This is a genomic window from Mycobacterium sp. HUMS_12744610, from assembly GCF_041206865.1.
Lineage (GTDB): Bacteria > Actinomycetota > Actinomycetes > Mycobacteriales > Mycobacteriaceae > Mycobacterium > Mycobacterium servetii.
This window is the reverse complement of record NZ_JBGEDP010000001.1, coordinates 1,987,981-2,012,353: the sequence shown is the minus strand read 5'-3', so window position 1 is coordinate 2,012,353 and position 24,373 is coordinate 1,987,981. Positions and strand designations below refer to the sequence as shown.

20 protein-coding genes and 3 pseudogenes are annotated in these 24,373 nt (G+C 68.8%); 11 read left to right on the top strand and 12 right to left on the bottom strand.

Annotated elements, in window-relative coordinates:
* Nucleotides 1-58 precede the first annotated feature (58 nt).
* Nucleotides 59-2,086: a SpoIIE family protein phosphatase gene (locus AB8998_RS09990; RefSeq protein ID WP_369737763.1), complete on the top strand. Its 2,028-nt coding sequence runs from the start codon at nucleotides 59-61 to the stop codon at nucleotides 2,084-2,086.
* Here the strand turns inward: AB8998_RS09990 and AB8998_RS09985 are convergent.
* Together AB8998_RS09985 and AB8998_RS09980 are read right to left on the bottom strand one after the other, a co-directional pair.
* Nucleotides 2,083-3,318, bottom strand: coding sequence for an acyl-CoA dehydrogenase family protein (locus AB8998_RS09985; RefSeq protein ID WP_369737762.1), 1,236 nt, complete (start codon nucleotides 3,316-3,318; stop codon nucleotides 2,083-2,085). The two genes, AB8998_RS09990 and AB8998_RS09985, sit on opposite strands and share 4 nt — an antisense overlap.
* A complete protein-coding gene (locus AB8998_RS09980) occupies nucleotides 3,315-4,478 on the bottom strand; it encodes an acyl-CoA dehydrogenase family protein (RefSeq protein ID WP_369737760.1) in 1,164 nt (387 codons plus the stop codon). The genes AB8998_RS09985 and AB8998_RS09980 overlap by 4 nt, the downstream gene beginning before the upstream one ends.
* A 240-nt stretch (nucleotides 4,479-4,718) precedes the next feature.
* On the opposite strand from AB8998_RS09980, the gene AB8998_RS09975 reads away from it, so the two are divergent.
* The 4 genes and pseudogenes from AB8998_RS09975 (at nucleotide 4,719) to AB8998_RS09960 (ending at nucleotide 8,386) form a co-directional block, all read left to right on the top strand.
* Nucleotides 4,719-5,588, top strand: coding sequence for a hypothetical protein (locus tag AB8998_RS09975; RefSeq protein WP_369741503.1), 870 nt, complete (start codon nucleotides 4,719-4,721; stop codon nucleotides 5,586-5,588).
* A 35-nt stretch (nucleotides 5,589-5,623) separates the two neighbouring features.
* Nucleotides 5,624-6,229 (top strand): hypothetical protein, encoded by a 606-nt coding sequence (locus tag AB8998_RS09970; RefSeq protein WP_369741502.1) that lies wholly within the window; start codon nucleotides 5,624-5,626, stop codon nucleotides 6,227-6,229.
* Nucleotides 6,230-6,379: 150 nt separating this feature from the next.
* Nucleotides 6,380-7,324 (top strand): annotated as a pseudogene (locus tag AB8998_RS09965) (cytochrome P450); the annotation flags it as partial.
* Nucleotides 7,325-7,341: 17 nt separating this feature from the next.
* Nucleotides 7,342-8,386, top strand: a pseudogene (locus AB8998_RS09960) (zinc-binding dehydrogenase).
* Here the strand turns inward: AB8998_RS09960 and AB8998_RS09955 are convergent.
* The 6 genes and pseudogenes from AB8998_RS09955 to AB8998_RS09930 all read right to left on the bottom strand — a co-directional run bounded on the left by AB8998_RS09955 (nucleotide 8,379) and on the right by AB8998_RS09930 (nucleotide 13,018).
* On the bottom strand, nucleotides 8,379-9,122 hold the full coding sequence (locus AB8998_RS09955; RefSeq protein WP_369737759.1) for an SDR family NAD(P)-dependent oxidoreductase: 744 nt from the start codon (nucleotides 9,120-9,122) through the stop codon (nucleotides 8,379-8,381). The pseudogene AB8998_RS09960 and the gene AB8998_RS09955 overlap by 8 nt on opposite strands.
* A complete protein-coding gene (locus tag AB8998_RS09950) occupies nucleotides 9,119-9,559 on the bottom strand; it encodes a VOC family protein (protein ID WP_369737758.1) in 441 nt (146 codons plus the stop codon). The genes AB8998_RS09955 and AB8998_RS09950 overlap by 4 nt, the downstream gene beginning before the upstream one ends.
* 28 nt (nucleotides 9,560-9,587) lie before the next feature.
* Entirely contained in the window at nucleotides 9,588-9,836 is a 249-nt protein-coding gene (locus tag AB8998_RS09945) for a dsRBD fold-containing protein (RefSeq protein ID WP_369737757.1), read from the bottom strand.
* 110 nt (nucleotides 9,837-9,946) lie between these two features.
* Nucleotides 9,947-10,770: pseudogene (locus tag AB8998_RS09940) on the bottom strand (SDR family NAD(P)-dependent oxidoreductase).
* The gene (locus AB8998_RS09935; RefSeq protein ID WP_369741501.1) at nucleotides 10,767-11,987 is read right to left on the bottom strand and encodes a cytochrome P450; all 1,221 of its coding nucleotides are present in this window, start codon (nucleotides 11,985-11,987) and stop codon (nucleotides 10,767-10,769) included. The pseudogene AB8998_RS09940 and the gene AB8998_RS09935 overlap by 4 nt, the downstream one beginning before the upstream one ends.
* Nucleotides 11,988-11,995: 8 nt before the next feature.
* On the bottom strand, nucleotides 11,996-13,018 hold the full coding sequence (locus AB8998_RS09930; protein ID WP_369737756.1) for an LLM class F420-dependent oxidoreductase: 1,023 nt from the start codon (nucleotides 13,016-13,018) through the stop codon (nucleotides 11,996-11,998).
* A gap of 84 nt (nucleotides 13,019-13,102) precedes the next feature.
* On the opposite strand from AB8998_RS09930, the gene AB8998_RS09925 reads away from it, so the two are divergent.
* Nucleotides 13,103-14,599: an acyl-CoA carboxylase subunit beta gene (locus tag AB8998_RS09925; RefSeq protein WP_369737755.1), complete on the top strand. Its 1,497-nt coding sequence runs from the start codon at nucleotides 13,103-13,105 to the stop codon at nucleotides 14,597-14,599.
* Nucleotides 14,600-14,672: 73 nt separating this feature from the next.
* Here AB8998_RS09925 and AB8998_RS09920 read toward each other — a convergent pair whose 3' ends face one another.
* Genes AB8998_RS09920 through AB8998_RS09905 form a run of 4 tightly spaced genes read right to left on the bottom strand, consistent with a single transcriptional unit; the run spans nucleotide 14,673 to nucleotide 18,859 of the window.
* On the bottom strand, nucleotides 14,673-15,722 hold the full coding sequence (locus tag AB8998_RS09920; RefSeq protein ID WP_369737753.1) for a TIGR03857 family LLM class F420-dependent oxidoreductase: 1,050 nt from the start codon (nucleotides 15,720-15,722) through the stop codon (nucleotides 14,673-14,675).
* The gene (locus AB8998_RS09915; protein ID WP_369737752.1) at nucleotides 15,719-16,093 is read right to left on the bottom strand and encodes a nuclear transport factor 2 family protein; all 375 of its coding nucleotides are present in this window, start codon (nucleotides 16,091-16,093) and stop codon (nucleotides 15,719-15,721) included. The genes AB8998_RS09920 and AB8998_RS09915 overlap by 4 nt, the downstream gene beginning before the upstream one ends.
* Nucleotides 16,093-17,214: a PHB depolymerase family esterase gene (locus AB8998_RS09910; RefSeq protein WP_369737751.1), complete on the bottom strand. Its 1,122-nt coding sequence runs from the start codon at nucleotides 17,212-17,214 to the stop codon at nucleotides 16,093-16,095. The genes AB8998_RS09915 and AB8998_RS09910 overlap by 1 nt, the downstream gene beginning before the upstream one ends.
* A 19-nt stretch (nucleotides 17,215-17,233) precedes the next feature.
* A complete protein-coding gene (locus tag AB8998_RS09905) occupies nucleotides 17,234-18,859 on the bottom strand; it encodes a flavin-containing monooxygenase (protein WP_369737750.1) in 1,626 nt (541 codons plus the stop codon).
* 84 nt (nucleotides 18,860-18,943) lie between these two features.
* Here AB8998_RS09905 and AB8998_RS09900 point away from each other — a divergent pair, with 84 nt between their 5' ends.
* The 5 genes from AB8998_RS09900 (at nucleotide 18,944) to AB8998_RS09880 (ending at nucleotide 24,365) form a co-directional block, all read left to right on the top strand.
* Entirely contained in the window at nucleotides 18,944-19,936 is a 993-nt protein-coding gene (locus AB8998_RS09900; protein WP_369737749.1) for a Rieske 2Fe-2S domain-containing protein, read from the top strand.
* Complete coding sequence (locus AB8998_RS09895) at nucleotides 19,933-20,562, top strand: cysteine hydrolase family protein (RefSeq protein ID WP_369737747.1); 630 nt, start codon at nucleotides 19,933-19,935, stop codon at nucleotides 20,560-20,562. Before AB8998_RS09900 ends, AB8998_RS09895 begins: the two co-directional genes overlap by 4 nt.
* The gene (locus AB8998_RS09890) at nucleotides 20,559-21,179 is read left to right on the top strand and encodes a PaaI family thioesterase (RefSeq protein WP_369737745.1); all 621 of its coding nucleotides are present in this window, start codon (nucleotides 20,559-20,561) and stop codon (nucleotides 21,177-21,179) included. The genes AB8998_RS09895 and AB8998_RS09890 overlap by 4 nt, the downstream gene beginning before the upstream one ends.
* Nucleotides 21,180-21,187: 8 nt before the next feature.
* A complete protein-coding gene (locus tag AB8998_RS09885) occupies nucleotides 21,188-22,840 on the top strand; it encodes an acyl-CoA synthetase (protein WP_369737744.1) in 1,653 nt (550 codons plus the stop codon).
* Nucleotides 22,841-23,156: 316 nt separating this feature from the next.
* Nucleotides 23,157-24,365 carry a cytochrome P450 gene (locus tag AB8998_RS09880; RefSeq protein WP_369737743.1) on the top strand — a complete coding sequence of 403 codons (1,209 nt, stop codon included), beginning with the start codon at nucleotides 23,157-23,159 and terminating at the stop codon, nucleotides 24,363-24,365.
* The last annotated feature ends 8 nt before the right edge of the window (nucleotides 24,366-24,373 follow it).

Here is a 24,373-nt window from a genome sequence, read left to right as displayed (position 1 = left end):
CGACTTCGCGTCCATTTGCGACCAGGCCGGTGGGAGGTTCCGCAGGAGGGACGGCCATATGGTGGCCGAGAACGACCGGGACGGACCCGTTGATGCGGCCGAGAACGTACGCCGCGTCTTCGAAAACGTCCCCGTGATGCTGGTCGGGCTCGAGGGGCCTGATCACCGATTCGTGGCGGTCAACGCGGCGTTCCGCGCATTCCATCCGGCTTTCGACCCCATCGGCCTGCCCGCGCGCGAGGTTTTTCCCGAGCTGGAAAGTCAGCAGATCTACCAGATGTTCGACCGGGTGTACACGACCGGTGAATCGCAGTCGGGGAGGGAATGGCGGCTGCAGGCCGACTTCGACGGCTCGGGAGTCCACGAACGCTTCTTCGACTTCCTCGTCACGGCCCGGCACGGCGTCGACGGATCGATCGAGGGCGTACAAATGCTGTTCGACGACGTCACGAACCGGGTGCGGGCCCGCTCGGCCGCCGAGGCGCGGATGGAGGAGCTGTCCGAGCGCTACCGCAACGCGCGTGATTCGGCCATCGTCATGCAGCAGGCTCTGCTGGCCCCGTCGGTACCCGTGGTCCCCGGCGCCGACATCGCCGCCCAGTACCTCGTCGCCGCGGAGGACACCGCGGCCGGCGGCGACTGGTTCGAGGCGGTGCCCCTGGGCGATCGGCTCGTTCTTGCCGTCGGCGACGTGGTGGGCCACGGCGTCGAAGCCGCGGCGGCGATGGCGCAACTGCGCACCGCCTTGCGGATGCAGATCTTGGCGGGGCAGACGATCCCCGAAGCGCTCGAGGCCGTCGACCGCTTCCACCGGTTCGTGCCCGGCTCGAAGTCGGCCACGGTGTGCATCGGCTCCCTCGACTACAGCACCGGGGAGTTCCGGTACTGCACCGCCGGTCACCCGCCACCGCTGTTGGTGACCACCGACGCGAAGTCGCGGTACCTGGAGCCCTCGGGCGCGGGCCCTTTCGGCAGCGGCACCGGTTTTCCGGTGCGCACCGCGGTCCTCGACGTGGGCGATGTGATCTTGCTGTTCACCGACGGTCTGATCGAACGGCCGGGCCGGCCATTGGGCGCCAGCACCGCCGAGTTCGCCGAGTTGGCGGCCGGTGTCGCCGCCGGCCACAGCGGGTTCGTCCTCGACAGCCCCGCACGGCCGATCGATCGGATCTGCTCGGAGACGCTCGAGTTGCTGCTGCGGTCGACCGGCTACACCGACGACGTCACGCTGCTCGCCGCCCAGCGGCGCACGCCGCCGCCGCCCTTGCGGCTGACGCTGGACGCCAGCCTGCATACTGCGCGCGCGGTTCGCGCCCGCCTGCGCACATGGTTGTCGGAGATCGGCGCCGACCCCGACGAGACATCCGACGTCGTGCACGCGATCTCGGAATTCGTGGAGAACGCCGTCGAGCACGGCTACGGCGCCGCGGCTTCCGGCGAACCGGGAGAACCGGGAGAACCGGGAGAACCGGGAGAACCCAAGGAAATCGTCGTCGAGGCCGAACTGGCCGGTGACGGCAACCTGCACGCCTCGGTGTCCGACCGTGGCACGTGGAAGGATTACCGCGCGGGCGAGAAGGGCCGCGGGCGGGGGCTTGCCATGGCCGAGGCGTTGGTGTCGCAGGCGCAGATCAGCCACGGCGCCGGCGGGACGACCGCCAGTGTCGTGCACCGCCTGTCTCGTCCGGCCGACTTCCTCGCCGACACGCTGATCAGCCGGGTTCCTCATCAGCACGCAACCGAATCCGAATTCACCTCGGTGATCGGCGACGACGGCCGCATCGTCGTCAGCGGTGATGTCGACTCGGAGACGGCATCCATCCTGGACCGCCGGATCGCCGTCGAAAGCCGTTCGGGCATAGCATCTTTGACGATCGATCTCAGCGGGGTCACCCATCTGGGGTCGGCGGGCGTCAGCGCGCTGGCCGACGCCCGCGACCGTGCCCGCAGACAGGGCGGCGAATGCGTGCTGGTGGCCGCGCCCGGCAGCCCGGCCCACCACGTGTTGTCGATCGTGCAGATCCCCACGGTCAGCAGCTGTGCCGACAACGTCTTCGCCGAGGAGTCCGAATCTGATCGGGGCTAGCGCAACTGGCCGTGGCGGACTTCGTTGAACGGCACACCGCGGTCGGCGGCGTATTCTCGCGGGAAGCCCAGCACCCGCTCGCCGATGACATTGCGGGCCATCTCGGTGGTGCCGCCGCCGATGGCGACGGTTTGCCGCGACAGGTAGCGCAGCCCGGTCTCGAGTCCGTTGCCGCGCTCCCCCACGACGCCCGCGGCCCCCGCGATCGCCAGCGCCGTATCCACATCCAGGGTCACGGTTTCGGAATGGAACAGCCTGATCAGCGTTCCGGCCGCCGGCGGCAACGCGCCGTCCCTGACGCTGCGGTACACGTGCGCGATCAACTGCTCAGCGACCGCGCGGTGGACCAGGGCCCGGCCGGCCATTTCCCGCACGCGCGCCTCGCCGGCCCGGCCGGTCTTGTCCGCCAGGTCGACGAAGTCGACGGGATTGGCGTTGCCCCCCTCGCTGCCGCTGCCGCTGGCGAACTCCGATCCCTGCCCCACCGCCCGGCGCTCGTGGTACAGCTGCCGCGACGCGACCGCCCAGCCGCCGTCGACCGCGCCGACGACGGCGTCGTCACCGACGTCCACCCCGTCCAGGAACTCCTCGCAGAACTCGGTGGAACCGCTGAGCATGGTGATGCGCCGCAACGTGACACCCGGGTGGGCGATGGGCACCAGGAACATGGTCAGGCCTTCGTGTTTGGGCACATCCCAGTTGGTGCGGGCCAGGCACAGGCCGTAGTCGGCGGCGAAGGCGCTGGTGCTCCACGTCTTGGCGCCGTTGATCACCCAGCGGTCGCCGTGGCGTTCGGCGCGGGTGATGACACCGGCCAGATCGGATCCGCCGCTGGGTTCGCTCAGCAGCTGCACCAACACCTCGTCGCCTCGCAAAGCGGCGGCGATGTGCTGCTTCTTCTGCTCCTCGGTGCCGGTGTCGAGCAGCGTGGCGCAGCAGATGGTGAATGTCGGGGTGTTGAGGATCAGCGGCATCTCGTAGCCGAGCGATTCCGCGTCGAAGGCCTTCTGGTACTCGTAGTCCAGCCCCAGGCCGCCGTATTCGCGGGGAAAGCAGATGCCGGCGAATCCGCCCTCGTAGAGCCGCCCCTGCAGCTCACGCGCCCTGGCCCAGGCCCGCTCGTCGTCACGCGGGGCGGGCGGCGGGCAGTCCGGGTCGATCGTGGGCATGTGTTGTGCCAGCCACGCCCTGGCGCGCGCGGCGAACTCCGCGACCGATTCGGTCGGCGTCATTGCCCGGCGCGGCCCGTCTTGGCCTCCGCGTGCCACGCATACACGAGCTGATTGTGTTCCTCGGGAGTCCCGAACATGGCGCGGTACAACGTGACTCGCCGCAGATACAGGTGTAGGTCGTGCTCCCAGGTGACGCCGATGCCGCCGTGCATCTGCACGCACGCCTGAACAATCTGGCCGGCCATCTCGCCGACGTAGGACTTGGCGATGCTGGCCGACAGCCCCGCCGTCGGCGCCCGGGCGGCGACAGCGGCGACCGCCGCGGCGGTGGTGGCCCGGCACGCTTCCAACCACAGCTTCATGTCGGCGAACTTGTGCTTGAGCGCCTGGTAGGACGCCAGGGGGCGGCCGAAGGTGTGCCGGTCCAGCGCCCACTGGACGGTGAAGTCGAAGACCGTCTGCAGGACGCCGACCACCTCGGCGCACTGCAGGACCTGGGCGATCTGGCTCTGCCGGCCGATCAGCGCGGTGCTCTCGTCCGCGGCGCCCACGGCCGCGGCCTCTGCCACCAGGACACCGTCGAAATGCACCCGCGCGTACTGCTTGACCAGGTCCACCGACTGTTGAGGCTCGATACGGACCCCCGGCGCGTCCGTCGGGACCAGGAACTGCCGGATCCCCTCACCGCACCGCGCCACCACCAGCAGCAGGGCGCTCTGGGCGCCGGCCTCGACGCGGTCTTTGGTGCCGTCGATGCGGTAGCCCGAGCCGGTGTCCGAACCAGTTTCAGCGGCCGTCACCGACGGGTCCAGCGGGGCCCATCCCCGGCCCGGCTCGGCAACGGCCCACGACGCGACCAACTCGCCCGACATCAGCGCGTCGATCGTGGCGGCATGCGCGTGGCGTTCGGCGCACCCGGCGAGGCCGGCCAGCACGACACTGACCGGATACAACGGCCCGGGCGCCACCGTTTTGCCGAGTTGCTCGGCGACCATGGCCAGGTCCGCGAGGCCGCTGTCGGAGACGCTGCCACCGCCCAAGTCCTCGGGAACAAGCAGGCTCGTCCACCCGAGTTCGGCGGCGCGCCGCCACCAGGAAGCGTCGAACGACATGCCCGCGGCGTGCAGTTCACGGACGCGACTCAGCGGCGCTTCTTTTTGCAGAAAGGCTTGGGTCGTGGAGGTGAAGAGTATCTTTTCGGGAGAGTCGACAGCGGTCATGATGCCGGAAGGACCTTCCTTGGCAATTGATCGTCGCCGCAAAACATGCAGAGGAGAGACGCTGGGTGGGGGGTGGTCATCCGCCTATTCGGTCCTCGTCGCAGTTCGCCGGCGGCTCGATGTTAGCAGCGGGCAATACAGTAAGAGATACCGGAGTTCAGTCGATAATGATGGTGACGAGCGGCAGGCGCGATGACTGAGGCGGACGAACCGTTCGAGGCTTCCGCCGGGCCGGGGGCCATGCCGGAGGACGTGGCGGAGGCCACGTCGAGGGCCGAGGCGATGGCCCTGGCCGAAGAGGCCGAAGCCGAAGCCGCCGAAGCCGAGGCGCTGGCCGCCGCCGCCCGCGCGCGTGCCCGCGCCGCCCGGTTGCGGCGCGAGGCGATGGCGCTGGCCGAGGCCGCCGAGGACTACGGGGATGCGGCCGCCGCGGCCGCCGACGCGGATTACTACGACGATTACGACGAGACGGACGAAGAAGACTACGACGGGGAGTACGACGAAGAGTACGACGAAGAGTATGGCGAGGCCTACGAGCGGGCGTACGAGGCGGCCGTCGACGAGGACCACGCCGAGTCGCCCCCGGAACCGGCGAACCGCTCGGAGGCATGGCGACGCCGGTTGCCCTCGCCGACCGCGGCTTCCAAAGTCGCCGCGGTCCTGCTCATCATCGGCTTCGCCGCGTTCAGCATGTACGCGGTGTTCCACCATCGGGACGCCGTCCGCTACCAGCAACGCCAGGCCGCCTACGTCGCCGGGGCCAAGCAGGGCGTGACGAACATGATCTCGCTTGACTACACGAAGGCCCAGGAGGACGTCCAACGCGTGATCGACAGCGCCACGGGCGAATTCAAAGACGATTTCAAGAATCGGGCGAAAGACTTCATCGCGGTGGTCGAACAGTCGAAGGCCGTCACCGAAGGAACCATCAACGGCGCCGCCGTCGAGTCCATGAAGGGGGATTCGGCGGTGGTGCTGGTGTCGGCGACCTCGCGGGTCACCAATTCCCCACCAGGAAAGGACCAACCACCGCGAATGTGGCGGCTCAGGGTGACCATTGCCGATGTCGGCGGACAGTACAAGATGTCGAAAGTTGAGTACGTACCGTGACCGACCATCTGCACGACGTCGCCGCCGATGCCGAGATCGACTCGCCCGAAACGGACTTCGACGATCAGGCGAGTGAGCCGTTCGCGGAGGAAGAGAAAGCGGTCGACTCCGCGTCCCGGCCGAAACGCCCACGTCTGGTCCGGACGCGGGCGGTGCTCAACTCGAAGGCCCTCTCCGTGGTCCTGATCGTGCTGCTGCTGATCTCGGGCGGCGTGGCGACATGGCTCTACTTCAAGCAGTTCCGGCCCGACCAGCAGACCGATCCCGGCGTCGCCCGCGCCGTGGCAGGAATCGCCTCCGACGGGACCGTCGCATTGCTGTCCTACTCGTCGGACACCCTGGACCAGGACTTCGCCACCGCAAGGTCGTACCTGGGCGGGGACTTCCTGTCCTACTACAACGATTTCACCAAGCAGGTCGTAACTCCGGCGGCCAAACAGAAGTCGCTGAAAACCACGGCCCATGTGACCGGGGCCGCGGTGACCGAGCTGCAGCCGTATTCGGCCGTCGTCCTGGTCTTCGTCGATCAGACCACCAAGATCAAGGACAACCCGCAACCGTCGCTGGCGCTCAGGAGCGCGCTCGTGCGCATGAGCCGGATCAACGGCAAGTGGCTGATCACCAAGTTCACCCCGGTGTAAGTCTCCGCCTGTTACATCGGAACACGCGGCGCAGTGCCTGCGCGTGCAACGCCCGGTACTCCCGGGATACGACCCAGTCCGGGACCACCGAGTCGAAGCCGCTGAACGTCGCTGCGACGATGTGTAGTTCGGTACTGAGGAAGGCATGCGTCCCAGGCCTTCCGCCACGACCGGGTCTTCATCTCGGCCGGCTACGACAAGACGATCGGGCTGGTGATGGGCCATACCATCCTCGCGATGGCCGGCAAGGAACACCACGACCACCGCAACCTGGTGGCCAAGGCCTTCCGCGCCACCGCGCTGCAGCGCTGGGAGCCGTCGGTGATCGGGCCGGTCTGCGACCGGCTGGTCGACGAGATCGAGGCGGACGGCGAGGCTGACCTGGTGCAGGCGCTCACCTTCGAGTTCCCGACCCGGATCATCGCCAGGCTGCTGGGCCTGCCGCCCGAGGACCTCGACCTTTTCCGGCGGTTATCGCTGGAGCTCATCTCGATCCCGACCGACATCGTCGCCGGGCTGAACGCGGCGGCGGAGTTGCAGGGTTACTTCCTCGAGCGGGTCGAGCAGCGGCGCCACCAACTCACCGACGACATCATCGGCGACCTCGTCGCCGCCGAGATCGACGGCGAGAAGCTGACCGACGAGGCGATCATCGCGTTCCTGCGCCTGCTGCTGCCGGCCGGCCTGGAGACCACCTACCGGTCGTCGGGAAACCTGCTGTAACTGTTGCTGACCCATCCCGAGCAGCTGGCGGCGGTCTGCCGCGACCGGTCGTTGATTGCGGCGGCGATCGAAGAGGGCCTGCGGTTCGAAACCCCGCCGACCATGGTCATGCGGACCACCACCGAGGCGATCGAACTCGGCGGCAAGACGATCCCCGCCGGGGCGCAGATCGACCTGTGCATGGGCTCGGCCAACCGTGACGAGCGCCGCTGGACCGACACCGGGGTATTCGACATTCACCGGCTGCGCCAATCCCACATCGCGTTCGCCGGCGGCATCCACATGTGCCTCGGCATGCACCTGGCCCGGCTGGAGACGAGGGTCATGCTGAACAGCCTGTTCGACCGGGTGACGGACCTGGCGCTCGCCCCGGCCGCTTGAGAAGCCGCTTGAAAACTCGAGGAGCGGTCCTGCACGACGTCGGCGGCCCCTGGTCCGTCGAGGAGTTCGAGCTGGACCCGCCGCGCGCCGGCGAGGTCCTCGTCGAGATGGCCGCCGGCCTGTGCCACTCCGACGACCACATCCTCAAGGGCGACATGTCGGCACCCAACGAGGTGCTGCGGTCGCTGGGCCTGCCGACCATGTTCCCGACGATCGGCGGACACGAGGGTTCGGGCATCGTGCGCGACATCGGTTCGGGAGTAACCGATTTCGCGGTCGGCGACCATGTGGTGATGTCGTTCGTCGCCGTCTGCGGGCAGTGCCGCTGGTGCGCGAGCGGGATGGAGTACATCTGCGACGCGGGCATCGGCACCCTGACCCCGGGCATGCCCACCGACGGCACGTTCCGGCACCACACCGGCGACGGCGGCGATCTCGGGCATCTGTCCAAGCTACGGTTCGGTCGCGAACCGCTCCAACATGCGCGCCGGCGACACCGTCGTGATCGTCGGCGCCGGTGGGATCGGCACGGGCGCGATCCAGGGCGCCCGGATCGGGGGCGCCGCGCAGATCGTCGCCGTCGATCCGGTCGAGTTCAAACGGCAGTCCGCCTTGCGGTTCGGCGCCACGCACAGTGTGGCCGCGGTGGACGAGGCGCTGGACCTGGTGCGCGGCCTGACCTACGGGGTGATGGCCGACGCTGTCGTGGTCTCGCCGTCGCTGATCACCGCCGCCGATGTCCGCGACGCGTTGCAGCTCACCCGAAAGGGCGGCACGTGTGTGCTGACCGGAATGACCTCGCAGCTGACCCGGTCGGTCAAGATCGATCTGCAGGACTTCATCCTGATGAACAAGTCGCTGGCGGGCACCGTCTTCGGGTCGTGCAACCCGAAGGCGGACATCGCCCGGCTGGCCAGGCTCTACCAGACGGGGCAACTGCAGCTCGACGAGATGATCACCCGGCGCTATCGCCTCGACGACGTCAACGACGCCTACGCGGACTTACTCAACGGCGAAATCATCTGCGGCATCATCGATTTCGGGATCAGCTAGGGCCTTTGCGGATCGCCTTCTGCAGCTGGCCGTACGCGTCGATCGGGCTGTGCAACGCCAGGCCGCCGTCCGCGTGCACGATCTGGCCCGTCACCCAGGGCAGTCCGAGGACCCCCACGATGGCACCCGCCACGTCGGTCGCCTCCCCCACACCGCCCAGCACCGTGCGCTCGGCCAGCGCCTCCACCCAGCCGGGAAGCTGTTCGGGTTTCGCCAGCATCGGCGTCCTCGTGACGCCCGGCCCGACCGCGTTGACTCGGATGCCGTGGCCGCCCCACTCCACGGCGGCGACCTTGACCAGCATGTCCACGCCCGCTTTGGACACGCAGTAGGCGCCCATGTCCCGGTCGGCGAGGGTGCCGCTGATGCTGGAGACGGCGACGATCGACCCGCCCGCCCCCGCATCGACCATGGCCTGCGCCGCGGCGCGAATGGTCAGCCAGGTGCCGGTGAGGTTCACCGCCAGCACCCGTTGCCATTCCGCGGGTGACTGGTCCAGCAGCATGCCCGAGGCGCCGATTCCCGCGCAGGTCACCACCCGGGTCGGCGTCCCGCGCTCGGACAAGGTTTGTTCCATCGCCGTCGACACCGCGTCGGGATCGCTGACGTCACAGACGATGTCGGCGCCGGACAGGTCCCAGACCACGACGTCGTGGCCGGCCTCGCGCAGCAGTCCGGCGACCTCGCGCCCGATGCCGGATGCACCGCCGGTGACGAGGGCTGTCGGCGCCGTCATCGCGCAGCACCGATCAACTCGACCAGCACGCCGTCGGGCGCGGTGACAACGGCCATCGCGACGGTCTTTCCGGCCGGAGCCGCCACGTCGATCCGGCGAACACCGTCGGTGAAACCCAATTCGGCCAGCGCGGAGAGTGTCTCGTCGACGTCACGCTGCAGGGAGAGCAGAAAGAATCCGTGCCGGGGCGCCGGCGACGACGGCAGCGCCTCGTCGGCCCCGTCGAACTCGACGAGTTCGACGATGCCGGCGTCCGGTGTCTGCGGGTCGCCCAAAAAGATCGACCGCAACCGGTCGCTGCTCGTGCCGAACAATGCCGGCCAATCACCGGTGAACTCGTGGTCGAGTAGTGGAGTCAGGCCGAGGCCGTCGCGCCAGAATCGCAACGAGCGTTCGACGTCGGCGGTGCAGATCGCCGAGTGGTGAACTCCCAACACGAGTTCGCAGTCTAGTACTCCGTGCTGGTCAGTTCATGATCCGGCTGAACGCGCTGACCTGATCCGCCAGATCCGAGAGCGCACGCGCGGTGGCGAGCTCCTGGCCGGCTTCGCGGGCCAAACAGTCCGACGGGTGGCGATAGGCGACCCCGCGCCCGAAGATATACGAACTCCCCCAGCGCAATTGAGCCTTCGCGAGGGTGCGGCCGGCGTGCTCGTCGATCGCCACGGTGACCATGGGCCGGTTGGCGGCAATCGGGCGGCTGTCGTATGGCATGGCGGCGCCTCTTTCGAATCGTGCTGCGGGACGAGCTGGCCTCAACCCTAGGCACCGCCGTGGCGCATCCTAGGGTCATTGGTCCCCATGGGTGGCGCCGATGGGCACTTCTAGCCGACCGCGGCCAGCGCGCGATCCCACAACTCGCGCGCCAGGACGGGGTCGTCGGCAGCGCGATTGGCCCTGGCCACTTTGCCCTTCGCGTAGTACTCGCCGGGAGTCCAGTCGACACCGGGTGTGCTCGACGCCAGCCAGACCAGCTGATCGGCGCCCCGGTCCGCGGTCGCGATGAGGCGGCTTACCGGCGTGCGCTGCATCCACACCAGGAAGCGTGATCCCGACGCGTGGCCGATATTGGTGTTGACGAAGCCGGGGTGCACCACCGCGGCCGAAAGACCCCCGGCGTGGTAGCGCCGATGCAATTCCCTGGTGAACAGGATGTTCGCGAGCTTGGCCAGCGCGTACGCGGTGCCGGGCCGGCGGCGGTCCGTTGTTTCGAAGTCGTCGAGGGTGACGCGGTGGAGCAGTTTCTGTGACGAGCTCGTCGTGTTGACGACCGTGGCCCGCGAACCGATGAGCACGTCGAGCAACTGCGTGGTCAGCAGGAACGGCGCCAGATAGTTGACCTGGAAGGTGATCTCGTGGCCGTCGGCCGTGCGCTGCATGCGGCTGAACATGCCGCCGGCGTTGTTGCCCAACACGTCGATGCGCGGGTATTCGGAACGAAGCTTGTCGGCCAGCGCCCGCACCTGCGACAGATCGGCGAAATCGGCGACGAAATATGCGGCGTCCAGTTCGGCGGCCACGGCGGCGGTCTTGGCCTCCGAACGCCCTACCAGCACGACGTTGTGTCCGCTGCGACGCAGACGACGGGCCGCCGCGGCGCCGATGCCGTCTCGCTGGCGCCGGTGATCACGATCGTCCGGCGGTTCACGTCAGGGAGTAGCGGACCGGTAGGTGCTTGAGGCCACCGACGAAGGTGGTGGCCACGAGTTCCGGATCGCCGTTCAGCTCAATGCTTTCGAGCCTGGGCAGCAGCTCGGAGAAGAAGCTGCTGACCTCCATGCGGGCCAGGGCCGCACCCATGCAGAAATGCACCCCGTAGCCGAACGCCAGGTGTTTGTTGGGGTCGCGGCCGACGTCGAAGCGGAACGGGTCGTCGAAGACGTCCTCGTCGCGGTTGCCCGACACATACGACAACAGCACGGAGTCGCCCGCGGCGATGGGAACCCCGCGCACGACGGTGTCCGCGGCGGCGGTGCGCATGAATTCCTTGACCGGGGTGACCCAGCGGATCATCTCCTCGGTGGCCAGCGGCAGCAGCTCACGATTGTCGCGCAGCCGTTGCAGCTGGTCGGGGTTTTCGATGAGCGCCTGCATGCCACCGGAGATGGTCGCACTGGTGGTGTCGTGGCCCGCGGTGGCGACGATGAGGTAATACGACACGGTGTCGATGTCCGACAACGGTTCCCCGTCGACGCGGGCGTTGGCGATCGCCGACGCGAGGTCGTCGGTCGGATGCTCGCGGCGCGTCGCGGTGACCGCATTGAAGTAGCCGAACATGTCCAGCAGCGCCGGAAGCTGGTCTTCGTTCGTCGCGCCCCGTTTGAACTCGGTGTCCTCGCTGCCGAACAGTTCCTGGGTGAGCTTGAGCATGCGCGGGAAGTCGTCCTCGGGCAGACCCAGTAGCGACATGATCACGTACAGCGGGTAGTTCACCGCGACTTCCTGGACGAAGTCACACTCGGGGCCGGCGGCCACCATCTTGTCGACGTAGACCTTGGCCAATTCCTCGACCCGAACCTTCAGCGCCCGCATGGCCTTCGGGCGGAACCAGTCCGACCCAATCGCGCGCACCACCCGGTGCTGTGGGTCGTCCATGTGGATCAGCGTGCGGACGCCGGCGGCCGCCTGCATCTCGTCGCCCTCCGCGGTGGTCAGCACGGGGCGTGGCCAATTCGTGAACAGCGCGTTGTCGCGTTCGATGTCCATGATGTCGGCGTGTTTGGTGATCGCCCAGAACGGCCGATAGCCGGGCACCTCGACCCACGACACCGGTGCGTTGGCCCGCAGGTGGGTCAGCGCCGCGTGCAGCCTCGGCTCGTCGGTGTAGGCCAACGGGTCCGCCAGGAGGCCGCCGGCCTCGTCCAGTGTGGTGCTCATTGGCGAAACTCCTTCAATATGGCGGCAACACGGGTCGTTGAGACGGTAGGGAAGATCGGCAGGACCCGGTCGACCGCACCGTCGCAGCGACGCCGGAGCGCGGTCCCGACCGTGTCCGCCCCGCCGACGACGGCGAACGCCGCGAGCATCTCGTCGTCGATCAGCGCTGCCATGGCGTCCCACTCCCCGGCCAGCGACAACCGGTGCAGCTCGGTGTGCAAATCGCCCCAGCCGTGCAACTCCAGAACCGTGCGGTAGGCCGGTGTCGATCCGTAGAACGCGATCTGCTTGCGCACGGCGGCAGCGGCGGCCGCCAGTTCGGCGTCGTCCGCACCGGTCGCCACCATCACCTCGGCGCACACCTGGAAGTCGTCGCGGGCGCGGCCGCGGCGCCGCATGCCGCGTTCCAGCGCGGGCAGGGTCACCTCGTCGAGGTAGCGCTTCGACACCATCGGGTGACCGAGGTGGCCGTCGGCGACCTCGCCGCACACCTCGGTCATCGCGGTGCCGACGGCGGCGAGGAAGACCTTGGGCGCGGGGTGGGGTTGCGGCTCCGGGGTGAACATCGGGGTCATGATCTTGTGGGTGTAGAAGTCGCCCTCGAACGACAGCTTGGTGCCGTCGCGCCACGCGGCCCAGATCGCCTGCAGCGCCGAGACGAACTCGCGCATCCGGGGCGCGGGATGGCTCCACGGCATGCTGAACCGCTTCTCGATGTGCGGCCGGATCTGGGTGCCCAGGCCGAGCAGGAAGCGCCCTTTCGCGTACGCCTGCAGGTCCCAGCCGGTGTTGGCGACGATCATCGGGTTGCGCGCGAAGGCGACCGCGATGTTGGTGCCCAGTTCGATCTGCGAGGTGTGCTCGGCGGCCAGCAACAGCGGCAGGAACGGGTCGTGGCTGGTTTCGGCGGTCCAGCCGCCGTCATACCCCTGGCGCTCGAGGTCACCGGCCGCAGCGGCGGCCTGATCGAGGCGATTGGGGATGCCCCCGTCGATCTTGAGGCGGGGGCTGCTGGCCATGCCGGTGACTTTACAGTAAGCAATCCAGTATGTGACCCTGCTGGTCTGGCTGCGCACGAATCTCCCGTGAGGTAGGACATAGGCATGACAAAAGCCCGGGATTGGGAGGAGACGCTCGAGGACCTCGATCGTCGCCGTCGGCACGCGTGGGCCATGGGCGGGCCGGAGCGGCTCGACAAGCACCGCGGCAAGGGCAAGCTCGACGCGCGCGCCCGGATCGAGCGGCTGCTCGATCCCGGGACCTTCCGCGAATTCGGCACCCTGGTCGGCGGCGAGATCGCCGCCGACGGCATCGTCGTCGGCTCTGGATCGATCAACGGCTCGCCGGTGATGCTGGGCGCCGAGGACTTCACCAGCATGGCTGGCACCATCGGACCGGGCGGCAACTCCAAGCGCTACCGCATCGCCGAGCTGGCGCTGCGCGACAAGGTCCCGCTCGTCATGCTGCTCGAGGGCGCCGGCTTTCGCCCCACCGGCGGGCACTACGGGCGCACCCCGACCGACCTGCTCGCCCAGGCGCAGTGCTCGGGGCGCGTCCCGACCGTCGCCGCGGTGCTCGGCCCCTCGGCCGGCCACGGCGCCCTGGTGGCGCCGGTGTGCGACTTCCGGATCATGAGCCGGCAGGGCGCGATCTTCACCGCCGGGCCACCCGTGGTCAAAGAGTCCACCGGCGAAGACATTTCGAAAGAGGATCTCGGCGGGCCGGACGTCGCCCTGCCGAGCGGGGTGATCCACAACGTCGCTGAGGCCGACGAAGACGTGCTCGACGACATCCGCCGCTACCTGTCGTACTTCCCGCCGAGCGCATGGTCCTACCCGGCGGCGCTGCCCCCGTCCGAGACCGGCGGCCCGCGGCAAACCCCGGAGTTGCTCGACATCGTCTCCCGCGACAACCGCCGCGTCTACGACATGCGCGCGGTCCTCGACGTGGTATTCGACTCACCGGACTGGTTCGAGGTGCAGCCCCAGTTCGGCAGGGCGGTCATCTGCGCGCTGGCCCACCTCGGCGGCCACCCGGTCGCGGTGGTGGCCAACCAGCCGCAGGTGCTGGCCGGTTCCATCGACGCCGACGCCGCGGACAAGGCGGCCCACTTCATCATGGTCGCCGATTCGTTCCACCTGCCGATCGTGTTCCTCGCCGACAACCCGGGGATGCTGCCCGGCAGCCGGTCGGAGCGCAGCGGCGTGCTGCGCGCCGGCGGGCGGATGTTCGCCGCCCAGACCGCGGCCACCACGGTCAAGCTGCACCTGACGCTGCGCAAGGCCTACGGCTTCGGCTCGATGGTGATGTCGCTGCTGGGCTTCGACCACCAGTCGGCGACCTTCGCCTACCCCGGCGCGACCATGGGCGCGATGAGCGCGGCGGCGCTGAGCAGGGCCTCGCACGCCGGGGAGGACCTGACGGCGCAGCTGCGCGACGCCGAACTGCAGGCGTCCTACCGGTCGGCCGAACACATGGGATTCGACGAGCTCATCGACCCCCGCGAGACCCGCGACGCCCTGCTCGCCGCCCTGCAGCGCGGCATCTCGAGCCGGCAGGCCGCCGCCGAACCGGTGTCGCGCACCGCCATCCTGCCCTGAGCGCACCGACCGCGAGCGTGCGTGTTTGTACGGCGACACGCCGTTACGGGGGAACAACTGCGCACGCTCGCGCCTATTCGGTGGCCGCGCGGTACTCCGTGACGACGGGCTGCAGCTCGTCGGGGGTGGCGCCGTGCAGGATCACCGCGTCGACGCCGTAGTCGAATTCGGCGCGGATGCGCTGCACGCACTGGGCGGCCGAGCCGGTCGCCGACGGTTCCAGCCATTCGTCGGGGACCAGTGTCGCGATGTGCTCGATCTGCTCGGCGGTGGCCTTGTGGTCGATCCCGCCGGCGATCGAAGCCACCACCGGGTCCTCCCGGAACCGTTGCAGCACAGCGGGATCCCAGTCGTTGGTCCGCACCAGCAGATCACCGTAGCCCTGCAGGTAGGTGGCCAGCCGCGCGACGGTCTTCTTCAGTCGCAACGGTTCGGGCAGGTGGTCGCCGACCGTGGCGAAGCACGACCAGACCCGCACGGCATCGGGGTCGCGGCCCGCCCGCTCCGCGGCGGTCTTGACGGTCTTGACGCACCGCTGCAACGTCTCCGGGGTGAAGTAGGTGTGCAGGATGACGTCGTCGAACGCGCGGCCGCCCAGCGCGAGCGTGTTGGGCCCGAAGGCGACCAGCGCCAGGCGGATGTCCTCGTTGAAGTCCGGGTCGAGGAACAGGATCGGGTAGTTGCCCAGCGGGCCGTCGTGGTTGACGATCAGCTCGCCGTGCCACAGCCGGCGCATGACGTGGGCGAAGTCCTCCATCTGCGCGGTCGTGACCGCCGGGATGCCGAACGCCCCGTAGATCGCCGCGATGCCCCGGCCGATGCCCAGGGTGAACCGGCCCCCGGAGAGCCGGTGCATCGTGGTCGCCCACGACCCGATGATCAACGGATGGCGGGTGTTGTGATTGGTTGCCGCGGTGGCGATCTGCATGCGGCCAGTCACCGCGCACGCGGCCCCTACGAGCGAAGACGCCTCCTTGACGTTCCAGCGCTCGGAGATGAACGCGGTCCCGAGGCCCAGCTCCTCGCCGCGGCGCGCCTCGTCCATCAGAGTGGCCGGCCCCTCACCACCGGCCCCGGCCAGCAGGTAGTAGCCCAATTCGTCGAGCGTGCGATCGGTGCTCATGTCCAAACCCCTTGCTGGTAGCCGCAGTTCCAGACCTCGGTGATCCTGCCGTCGACGACGCGGAACACCTCGATGCTCGCGATGGTGGTTTCCGTGCCGTCTTTGGTGGTGATGGCCGTGTCGTACAGGATCGCGACATGCCGACCGTCGTCGACGACGAGGTTCAGGTCGAAGCGCAACGAATCGACCGATGCCCACATGTCCGCGACGCGCTGGACCGCCTGGGCGTGGGTCAGCGTGTGCGTCCGGCCGACCTCGTGGCGAACGACGTTCTCGCCCAACAGCTCCCCGGCCAATTCGAGGTCGCGTTCGTTCCAGACCACGAGGTTGTAGAGTTCGACCACTTCGCGGGCCGTGCGCGGCGACGTCATCACCCGGACACCGATTCGCCGGCCACTTCGCGCAGGAATCCCTCGGTGACCCGCTGCACCCGCCGCGAGAAGACGTGGCCGACGTGGCTGCCGTCGTACCAGTGCAACTTCCCGCCCCAGCGCTGCTGCAGAGCGGTGGCGGGCTCGCGCATTGCCATCCGGTCGTGCCAGGCCCCGACGATGAGCCGGCGATGCGGCGGGGGCGCCGGCTCGGTCCTGAGCGGGTCGATCACCGAGGTCAGCTGCGCCACCTCGGGCGAACCCAGCAGTTCGCGGAATCCGCCGCGGGAGGCCCCCCAGCGCCCCAGGTGACGGGCGATCATCGCGTTCAGGCCGAGGATCGGGGTGTACAGCGCGACCGCGTCGACCTCCCGCTCGAGGTGGGAGACCAGCGCCGCCACCGGGCTGCCCATCGAAATCCCCGCTACGACAACGGCAGTGGCCTGCGGCTGCGCCCATCGCACGACGGCGCGCACCTCCGACACGGCCCGCATCATGCCCGCGACATTGCCCAGCGGATCCATGTCCGGGTACGACGGCCACTCGCGGCGCCGGCACCCGTGGCCGGGCTGCACCGGCAGGGCGACGTTGAACCCGAGCTCGCGATGGATGCGGCCGACGCGGGTCAGCAACAGGTCTTCGGTGCCGCCCTGACCGGCGCCGTGCACCCAGACGAGCCATGGCCTCGGGCCGTCGCGGTGCCGGCACACGTGCACGACCGCTGCGGCCGGGCCGCCCAGGCCGTCGGCCTCCAGCGCCGCCGGCAGCGCCGGATCGTGCTCGAAAGTGATCCGCTCGAACGCCAGGCCCGCCACCCTGCGTCGCTGTGTCGAGTTCGGCCGCAAGGGTTTCGGGTCGGCGTGCGCGCCGTCGATGCCGAGCGCGGACAGTTCCGCGGCCGCGGCGGTGCACGCGGTCAGCGGCCGCATGGCCACCGGGGTGCCGCCCAGCAGTGAAAAAGCGCTCAGCGCAAACTCGTCCAGCATGACCTCGCCGAACTGGCGAACACCGCGCGGCGACACCGGGTTCCACGCGGTCGATTCGTGCAGGCCCGTCACCGTCCGCGGCAGCACCATCGCCAACTCACGCGCGACGTCGGGAACCCTGCTCACCCAGGACATGACGCTCACCCTAAACCAGCTAAGCCAGCTCGAACCCGGTGTACCCGGCCGCGGCGATCTCGTCGCAGCGCCGCCGGTATTCGGGGATTCCGCCGGTGTAGCCCATGTACATCCGCTTCTTGCCGGGCACGTTGCCGCCGTTGTACCAGGAGTTGCAGCTCGGGTGGACCAGCACGGTCGGGGCCACCAGCGCGGTGGCGTGCTCGATCCATCCCCGCTGGGCGGACGCCAGCGCCTCGATGGTGCGGATCCCGTTGGCACGCAGGTACGCGATGCAGTCACCGATCCACTCCACGTGCTGTTCCATCGCGGCGACGAAGTTCGTGGTCGCACTCGGACTGCCCGGGCCCTGCACCATGAACAGGTTGGGAAAGCCGGCGACCGCCAACCCGAGGTAGCACAATGGTCCCTCCCCGGCCCAGAAGCCGGCGAGCGACATCCCGTCGCGGCCCCGCACGTCGATGCGGCTGAGCGCGCCCGTCATCGCGTCGAAGCCGGTGGCGTAGACGATGGCGTCCAGCGCGTACTCGTCGCGCTCGGTGCGGATGCCGCTCGCCGTCACCTCGCGGATCGGCTCTCTGCGCAGGTCGACCAGGGTGACGTTGTCGCGGTTGAACGTCTCGTAGTAGCCGTAGTCGATGATCGGGCGCTTGCAGGCGAACGGGTGGTCGGGCACCAGCGCGGCGGCGGTGTCGGGGTCCTCGACGATCCGGGCCACCGCCTCGCCGTACAGCTTGGCGGCCATCCGGTTGGCGTCGATGTCGAAGAACACGTCGCCCCAGTTCAGCGCCCCCATGACGCCGCCCTCCTCGACGGCGCGCAGCTGCTCGTCGCGCGGGGCCGATTTCAGCGGCGGCCTGCCGAGCATGTCGAGCAGCACCGAGAACGCGCTCAGCCGTGCAGCGCCGATCGGGTGCGCGCGCTGGGCCGCCCGGATCTCGTCGTAGCGGGCCTTCAGCTCGTCCAGCTCACCGGGCTCGAATCGGCGCACCCGCCACGGCAGGGTGTAGGCCGGCGAGCGCTGGAAGACGAAGAGCCGCGCGGCTTCCTGCGCGACCACGGCGATGAGCTGCACGCCGGTCGACCCGGTCCCGATGACGCCGACCCGTTTCCCGGCCAGAGCGCAGCCCTCCCGGGGCCAGCGGCTGGTGAACAGGGATGTCTCGGCGAAGGCGGTCGTTCCCGGGATGTCCGGTTCCAGCGGCACCGACAGGATGCCCGTGGCGGCGATGACGTACAGGGCCCGGAAGGTCTCGCCGGCCGCGGTCCGCACCGTCCAGACGCCGGCGCCCTCGTCGAACGCCATCGCGACGACCTCGGTGCGAAACTGGATGTCGCGGCGCAGATCGAGCCGGTCGGCGACGAAGTTCAGGTAGGCCTCGATCTCGGGCTGGGCCGGCATCGACTCCGTCCAGACCCAGTCCTGCTGAATCTCTTCGGAGAAGCTGTAGGAATACTCGATGCTCTCGATGTCGCACCGCGCCCCGGGGTAACGGTTGAACAGCCAGGTGCCACCGACGTTTTCGGCCCTCTCCAGCACCCGCGTGCAGACACCGAGCTCGCGCAGCCGATGCAGCATGTATAGCCCGGAAAACCCCGCACCGATCACGAGGGCTTCGAAGTGCCGATCAGCCGCTTGCGACATTTCGCTCCTTGCCGTGCACGGGGCCGGACTGCTGAAATCTATACTGTAATGAATTTAGTAGCAACGACCGCGGGAGGCCCCGGCGTGGAAGTCCCCTTCACCTGGAAGGTCACCGGGTGGTTCATGGTCGGTTGGTCCCCCGAGTTCCCCGTCGGCGAGGTCCGGCCGCTGCACTACTTCGGCGAGGACCTGGTCGCCTACCGCGACCAGACCGGCGAGTTGCACGTCCTGGAAGCGCACTGCAAACACCTGGGCGCGCACCTCGGGCACGGCGGCACGGTGGTCGGCGACTGCGTCCAGTGCCCCTTCCACGGCTGGCGCTGGGGCCCGGACGGCACCAACCGCCACATCCCCCACCAGCCGGACCGGCCCAACCGCGCGCTGCGGCTGCGGGTGTACCCCGTGCGGGAGCAGTACGACTGCGTCTTCGTCTGGCACCAGCCCGACGGCAAGGAACCGCAGTGGGAGATGCCCGACATCTTCCGGAAGTTCCCGCAGTTCGAGACCGATCCGGCGGCCTATTACCGGGCCTATCCGGAGTTCTCGCGGCGCACCGAGCGGGAACCGGTACATCCGCAGATCGTGGCGGAGAACGCCCCCGATAGCGCCCATTTCGAATACGTGCACCACGCCACGGTGACGCCGCGGGTGCTGGACTGGCGGATCGTCGACCACGAATGGCATTTCGTCGCCGGGTGGCCGGACGCGCGCAGCGACGACCCCGAGGACCTCGCGCTGCGGTTCCACAGCCACCTGTTCGGGCTCGGCGGGGCGATCAGCGTGTTCGAGGGCGCGCAGAACCATCGGCTGATCTTCACCTGCACACCGGTCGACGACGGGTGTTCGGACCTGTTCTACTCGATCTGGTGGCCGCGGATCCCCGGCGACACCGCCGACGTGCCGGAGGGCAGGTTACGCGAACTGATCGAGGAGCAGTTCCTGTCCACGGTCTTCGACGATCTGCAGATCTGGCGCTACCAGAGGTACGTGGAAAATCCGCCACTGTCCAAGGTGGACGCGAAAGGCTATATGGCGCTGCGTAAATGGGCCACCCAGTTCTACGAAGTGCCCGCATGACCGCGCTGCGAGAACTGGCGGCGCCGCAGCACACCGCGATCGTGACCCAGGAATGCCAGGGCGCGGTCGTCGGCCCGGACGCCGGCCTGGCGCTGCTCGCCGAGGAGGCGCGCCGGGTTGCCCTGCCCAACATCGTGCGGCTGCTGCCGGCCGCGCGAGCGGCCGGGGTGCACGTCGTGCACTGCCTGGTGCAGCGGCGACCCGACGGGCTCGGGTCCAACCACAACGCCAAGATCTTCGCGATCGGTCGCGGTGCCGGTCACGAGGAAGTCGACATCACTCCCGGCTCCCCCGGGGCGGCCTTGCTGCCCGAATTGGGGCCCGAACCAACGGATCTGGTGCTGAGCCGGTGGCACGGCGTCGGGCCGATGGGCGGCACCGACCTGGACGCGGTGCTGCGCAACCTCGGGGTGTCGACGATCGTCGTGGTCGGCGTCTCGCTCAACATCGCGATCCCCAACGTCGTGATGGACGCCGTCAACGCGGCCTACCGCGTCGTTGTGCCGCGGGACGCCGTGGCCGGCATACCCGCCAAGTACGGCGACGCGGTCATCGCCAACACGCTGTCGCTGCTGGCGACGATCACCACCACCGACGACCTGCTGCGGGCGTGGACACGGCCATGACCGACACGGATTCTCACGCCCGGGGCGGATTCCCGGAGATTACGCCCGCCGACGACGCGCCGCCCGATCTGGGCCGGTTCGTCGCCGCGATGCGCCGCCTGCAGGACCTCACGGTCTGCACCGACCCGGACCCCGCCACGTGGGCCGCCCTGGCTGAGCATGTCGAGCGGGCCTGCGCACTGCTGGATGGCCACCAGGTGCCGGAAGGCCGGGCACCGGCCGGGCGGGTCGTCGAGTTGCCCGGGTTGGGCCATCCCCTGCTGCCGCCGTGGAACGTCGGGGACTCCGGACCCGACGGTGTCACGATGACCGGGCATTTCACCCGGGCCCACGTGGGCGGGAACAACGCCGTGCACGGCGGCATGATCCCCCTGTTCTACGACTGGCTGTTCGGGATGGTGGTCTCCACCGCGGAAATTCCCCCCACCCGCACCGGATATCTGCACGTGGACTACCGCAGCGTCACCCCGATCGACGAGCCGTTGACGGCGCACGGCCGCATCACCGGCGTCGACGGCAGGAAGGTTTTCATTGACGCTACTATGACAGCCGCCGATGGGACGCTGCTCACCGAAGCCAACGGCTTGATGGTCCGACTGCTCCCCCACCAGCCGTGAGAGGCACGATGACCGACAGCGCAACAGAATTCACGGTACCCGCCGTCGTAGCGGCCGTCGCGGCGGCAATTCCGGATCGCGACCTGTTGATCCAGGGCGACCGGCGGTACAGCTACGCGCAGGTGGTCGAGCGGTCGAACCGGCTCGCCGCCTACCTGCACTCGCGCGGGTTGGGCTGCCACACCGAACGTTCCGCGCTGGCCGGGCACGAGGCCGGCCAGGACCTACTCGGCATCTACGCCTACAACGGCAACGAATACGTCGAGGCGCTGCTCGCCACGTTCGCCGCCCGGGTCGCCCCGTTCAACGTCAACTTCCGCTACGTCAAGAACGAGCTGCAATACCTGCTCGCGGATTCGGGGGCAAGCGCGCTGGTCTACCACGCGGCGTTCGCGCCGCGGGTGGCCGAGATCCTGCCCGGCCTTCCGCAGCTGCGCGTGCTGATCCAGATCGCCGACGACTCCGGCAACGACCTGCTGGACGGGGCGGTGGACTACGAGGCCGCCCTGGCCTCCGTAGCGCCGGAGCCGCCTGCGGTGCCGCACTCGCCCGACGACCTGTACGTCCTGTACACCGGCGGCACGACCGGCATGCCCAAGGGCGTGCTGTGGCGCCAGCACGACATCTTCATGACGTCCTTCGGCGGGCGCAACCTCATGACGGGCGAACCCGCACAGTCGGTCGAGGAGATCGTCGCGCGGACCACCGCGGGTCCGGGCACCAAGTTGATGATCCTGCCGCCGCTGATGCACGGCGCCGCCCAGTGGAGCGTGATGACGGCGATCAGCACCGGCCAGTCCGTCGTATTCCCTTCGGTGGTCGACCATTTGGACGCCGAGGACATCGTCCGCACCATCGAGCGCGAGAAGGTGGCGGTCGTGACGGTGGTGGGCGACGCGATGGCGCGCCCACTGGTGACCGCCGTCGAGAAAGGTGTCGCCGACGTGTCGTCGCTGGGGGTGGTCGCCAACGGCGGCGCCCTGCTGACCCCCTTCGTCAAGGAGCGGCTGATCGAGACGCTGCCCCATGCCGTCGTCGTCGACGGGGTCGGATCCTCGGAGACCGGGGCGCAGATGCACCACATGTCGATGCCGGGAGCGATCTCGACGGGCACGTTCAACGCCGGACCGGACACCTTCGTGGCGGCCGAGGATCTGTCCGCCATCCTGCCGCGCGGCCACGAGGGCATCGGCTGGCTGGCGCAACGCGGCTACGTTCCGCTCGGCTACAAGGGCGATGCGGCCAAGACCGCCAAGACCTTCCCGGTGATCGACGGCGTCCGCTACGCGGTCCCGGGCGACCGCGCCCGCCACCGCGCCGACGGGAGCATCGAACTGCTGGGCCGCGACTCCGTGACGATCAACTCCGGCGGCGAGAAGATCTTCGCCGAGGAGGTGGAGACGGCGATCGCGTCGCACCCCGCGGTGGCCGACGTGGTGGTCGCCGGCCGGCCCAGCGAACGCTGGGGCCAGGAGGTGGTTGCCGTCGTGGCGCTGGCCGACGGCGCACGCGCCGACGCCGAGGAGCTGGTGGCGCACGCCGCGACGTCGCTGGCCCGCTACAAGCTCCCCAAGGCGGTCGTCTTCCGGGCGGCCGTCGAGCGCAGCCCCTCGGGTAAGGCGGACTACCGGTGGGCGCGCGAGCAGGCGGTGGACGGCTGATCGGCGCTCCGGAGGGACGGGACGCCGGTGGCGTCGGCCCGTCCGCTCGGTACGCGCTAGCCGCGGCGCCCGACTCGGCCTCCGGCGCGCACCGAACGTGGGCGTAACGCACGATCCGCCCGGGCCTTTCGCGCCTGTCCCCCACGGCCGGCGGACGGAGTCGAACGCCGCCGGCCCCTCGAGCCCTGTTCACCCTGCGAGCTCGTTACGCACTTCCGGGAGACGGCCGGCACGGCGTCATATTGCCTACTGTAATAATTACAGTACGATCTTACACGAGGACTTCCCCTTCCCGCCGAAGATGCTGGAGATCTACGTGACGACCAACGTTCACGCCGCCGCCGGCACGGGCGACCAGACCGTCAGCCTGCGTGACCCGTATCCCTTCTTCGCCCGGAACCGCAGGGCGGCCGGCGTCTTCCGCGGGACGGTCATGGACTACTCCAAAACGCCCGAGTCGCTGCTGCCCAGAAGCGAGTACTCCGCAGTCTCCTTCGAAGCGGTGAACACGGTGTTCCGGGACGGCCGGGTGTTCAGCTCCAAGCCGTACGACAAGACGATCGGGCTGTTCATGGGACCGACAATCCTGGCGATGGAGGGCAAGAAGCATCGCGATCATCGCAACCTGGTGTCGGCGGCATTCAAGTCCAAGGCCCTGGCCCGGTGGGAACCCGCCATCGTGCGGCCGATCTGCAACGCCCTGATCGACGAGTTCGTCGACGCGGGCACGGCCGACCTGGTCCAGAACTACACCTTCGAGTTCCCGACGCGCGTCATCGCGAAGCTGCTGGGATTGCCGGCCGAAGACCTGCCGATGTTCCGCAAGCGCGCCGTGCAGTTGATCAGCTACCACGTCGACTACGAACGCGCCTTCGAGGCCTCGGCGGCACTCAAGGACTACTTCGTCGAACAGATCGAGCGCCGCAGGTCCGCACCCACCGAGGACATCATCGGCGATCTGGTCGCCGCCGAGATCGACGGCGAAAAGCTCGGCGACGAAGCCATCTACTCCTTCCTTCGCCTGCTGCTGCCCGCGGGGCTGGAAACCACCTACCGGTCGTCGGGAAACCTGCTGTATCTGCTGCTGACCCACCCGGACCAGTTCGCCGCGGTGCAGGCCGACCACAAACTGATCCCCCAGGCGATCGAGGAGGGGCTGCGCTTCGAGACCCCGCTGACCACCGTGCAGCGCTTCACCACCGAGGACACCGAGTTGGGCGGCCTCGAGATTCCGGCGCGCTCGGTCATCGGCGTGTGCATGGGTTCGGCAAATCGCGACGAGCGGCGCTGGGAACGTTCCGAAGAGTTCGACATCTTCCGCGACCACCTACCCCACATCTCGTTCGCCGCCGGTGAGCACACGTGCCTGGGTCTGCACCTCTCACGCATGGAAACCCGCGTCGCGATGGAATGCCTGCTGAGCCGGCTGACGAATTTTCGACTGCAGACCGACGACGACCCGCACATCCACGGCCAGCCGTTCCGCTCCCCCACCGCACTTCCGGTGACGTTCGACGCGAAGTAGGGTCCCCG

Excerpts from the sequence above, each read along its gene's own strand:
- AB8998_RS09990 (WP_369737763.1), top strand. The coding sequence starts at position 59 with ATGGTGGCCGAGAACGACCGGGACGGACCCGTTGATGCGGCCGAGAAC.
- AB8998_RS09985 (WP_369737762.1), bottom strand. The coding sequence starts at position 3,318 with ATGACGCCGACCGAATCGGTCGCGGAGTTCGCCGCGCGCGCCAGGGCG.
- AB8998_RS09980 (WP_369737760.1), bottom strand. The coding sequence starts at position 4,478 with ATGACCGCTGTCGACTCTCCCGAAAAGATACTCTTCACCTCCACGACC.
- AB8998_RS09975 (WP_369741503.1), top strand. The coding sequence starts at position 4,719 with ATGCCGGAGGACGTGGCGGAGGCCACGTCGAGGGCCGAGGCGATGGCC.
- AB8998_RS09955 (WP_369737759.1), bottom strand. The coding sequence starts at position 9,122 with ATGACGGCGCCGACAGCCCTCGTCACCGGCGGTGCATCCGGCATCGGG.
- AB8998_RS09945 (WP_369737757.1), bottom strand. The coding sequence starts at position 9,836 with ATGCCATACGACAGCCGCCCGATTGCCGCCAACCGGCCCATGGTCACC.
- AB8998_RS09930 (WP_369737756.1), bottom strand. The coding sequence starts at position 13,018 with ATGGCCAGCAGCCCCCGCCTCAAGATCGACGGGGGCATCCCCAATCGC.
- AB8998_RS09925 (WP_369737755.1), top strand. The coding sequence starts at position 13,103 with ATGACAAAAGCCCGGGATTGGGAGGAGACGCTCGAGGACCTCGATCGT.
- AB8998_RS09920 (WP_369737753.1), bottom strand. The coding sequence starts at position 15,722 with ATGAGCACCGATCGCACGCTCGACGAATTGGGCTACTACCTGCTGGCC.
- AB8998_RS09915 (WP_369737752.1), bottom strand. The coding sequence starts at position 16,093 with ATGACGTCGCCGCGCACGGCCCGCGAAGTGGTCGAACTCTACAACCTC.
- AB8998_RS09910 (WP_369737751.1), bottom strand. The coding sequence starts at position 17,214 with ATGTCCTGGGTGAGCAGGGTTCCCGACGTCGCGCGTGAGTTGGCGATG.
- AB8998_RS09905 (WP_369737750.1), bottom strand. The coding sequence starts at position 18,859 with ATGTCGCAAGCGGCTGATCGGCACTTCGAAGCCCTCGTGATCGGTGCG.
- AB8998_RS09895 (WP_369737747.1), top strand. The coding sequence starts at position 19,933 with ATGACCGCGCTGCGAGAACTGGCGGCGCCGCAGCACACCGCGATCGTG.
- AB8998_RS09890 (WP_369737745.1), top strand. The coding sequence starts at position 20,559 with ATGACCGACACGGATTCTCACGCCCGGGGCGGATTCCCGGAGATTACG.
- AB8998_RS09885 (WP_369737744.1), top strand. The coding sequence starts at position 21,188 with ATGACCGACAGCGCAACAGAATTCACGGTACCCGCCGTCGTAGCGGCC.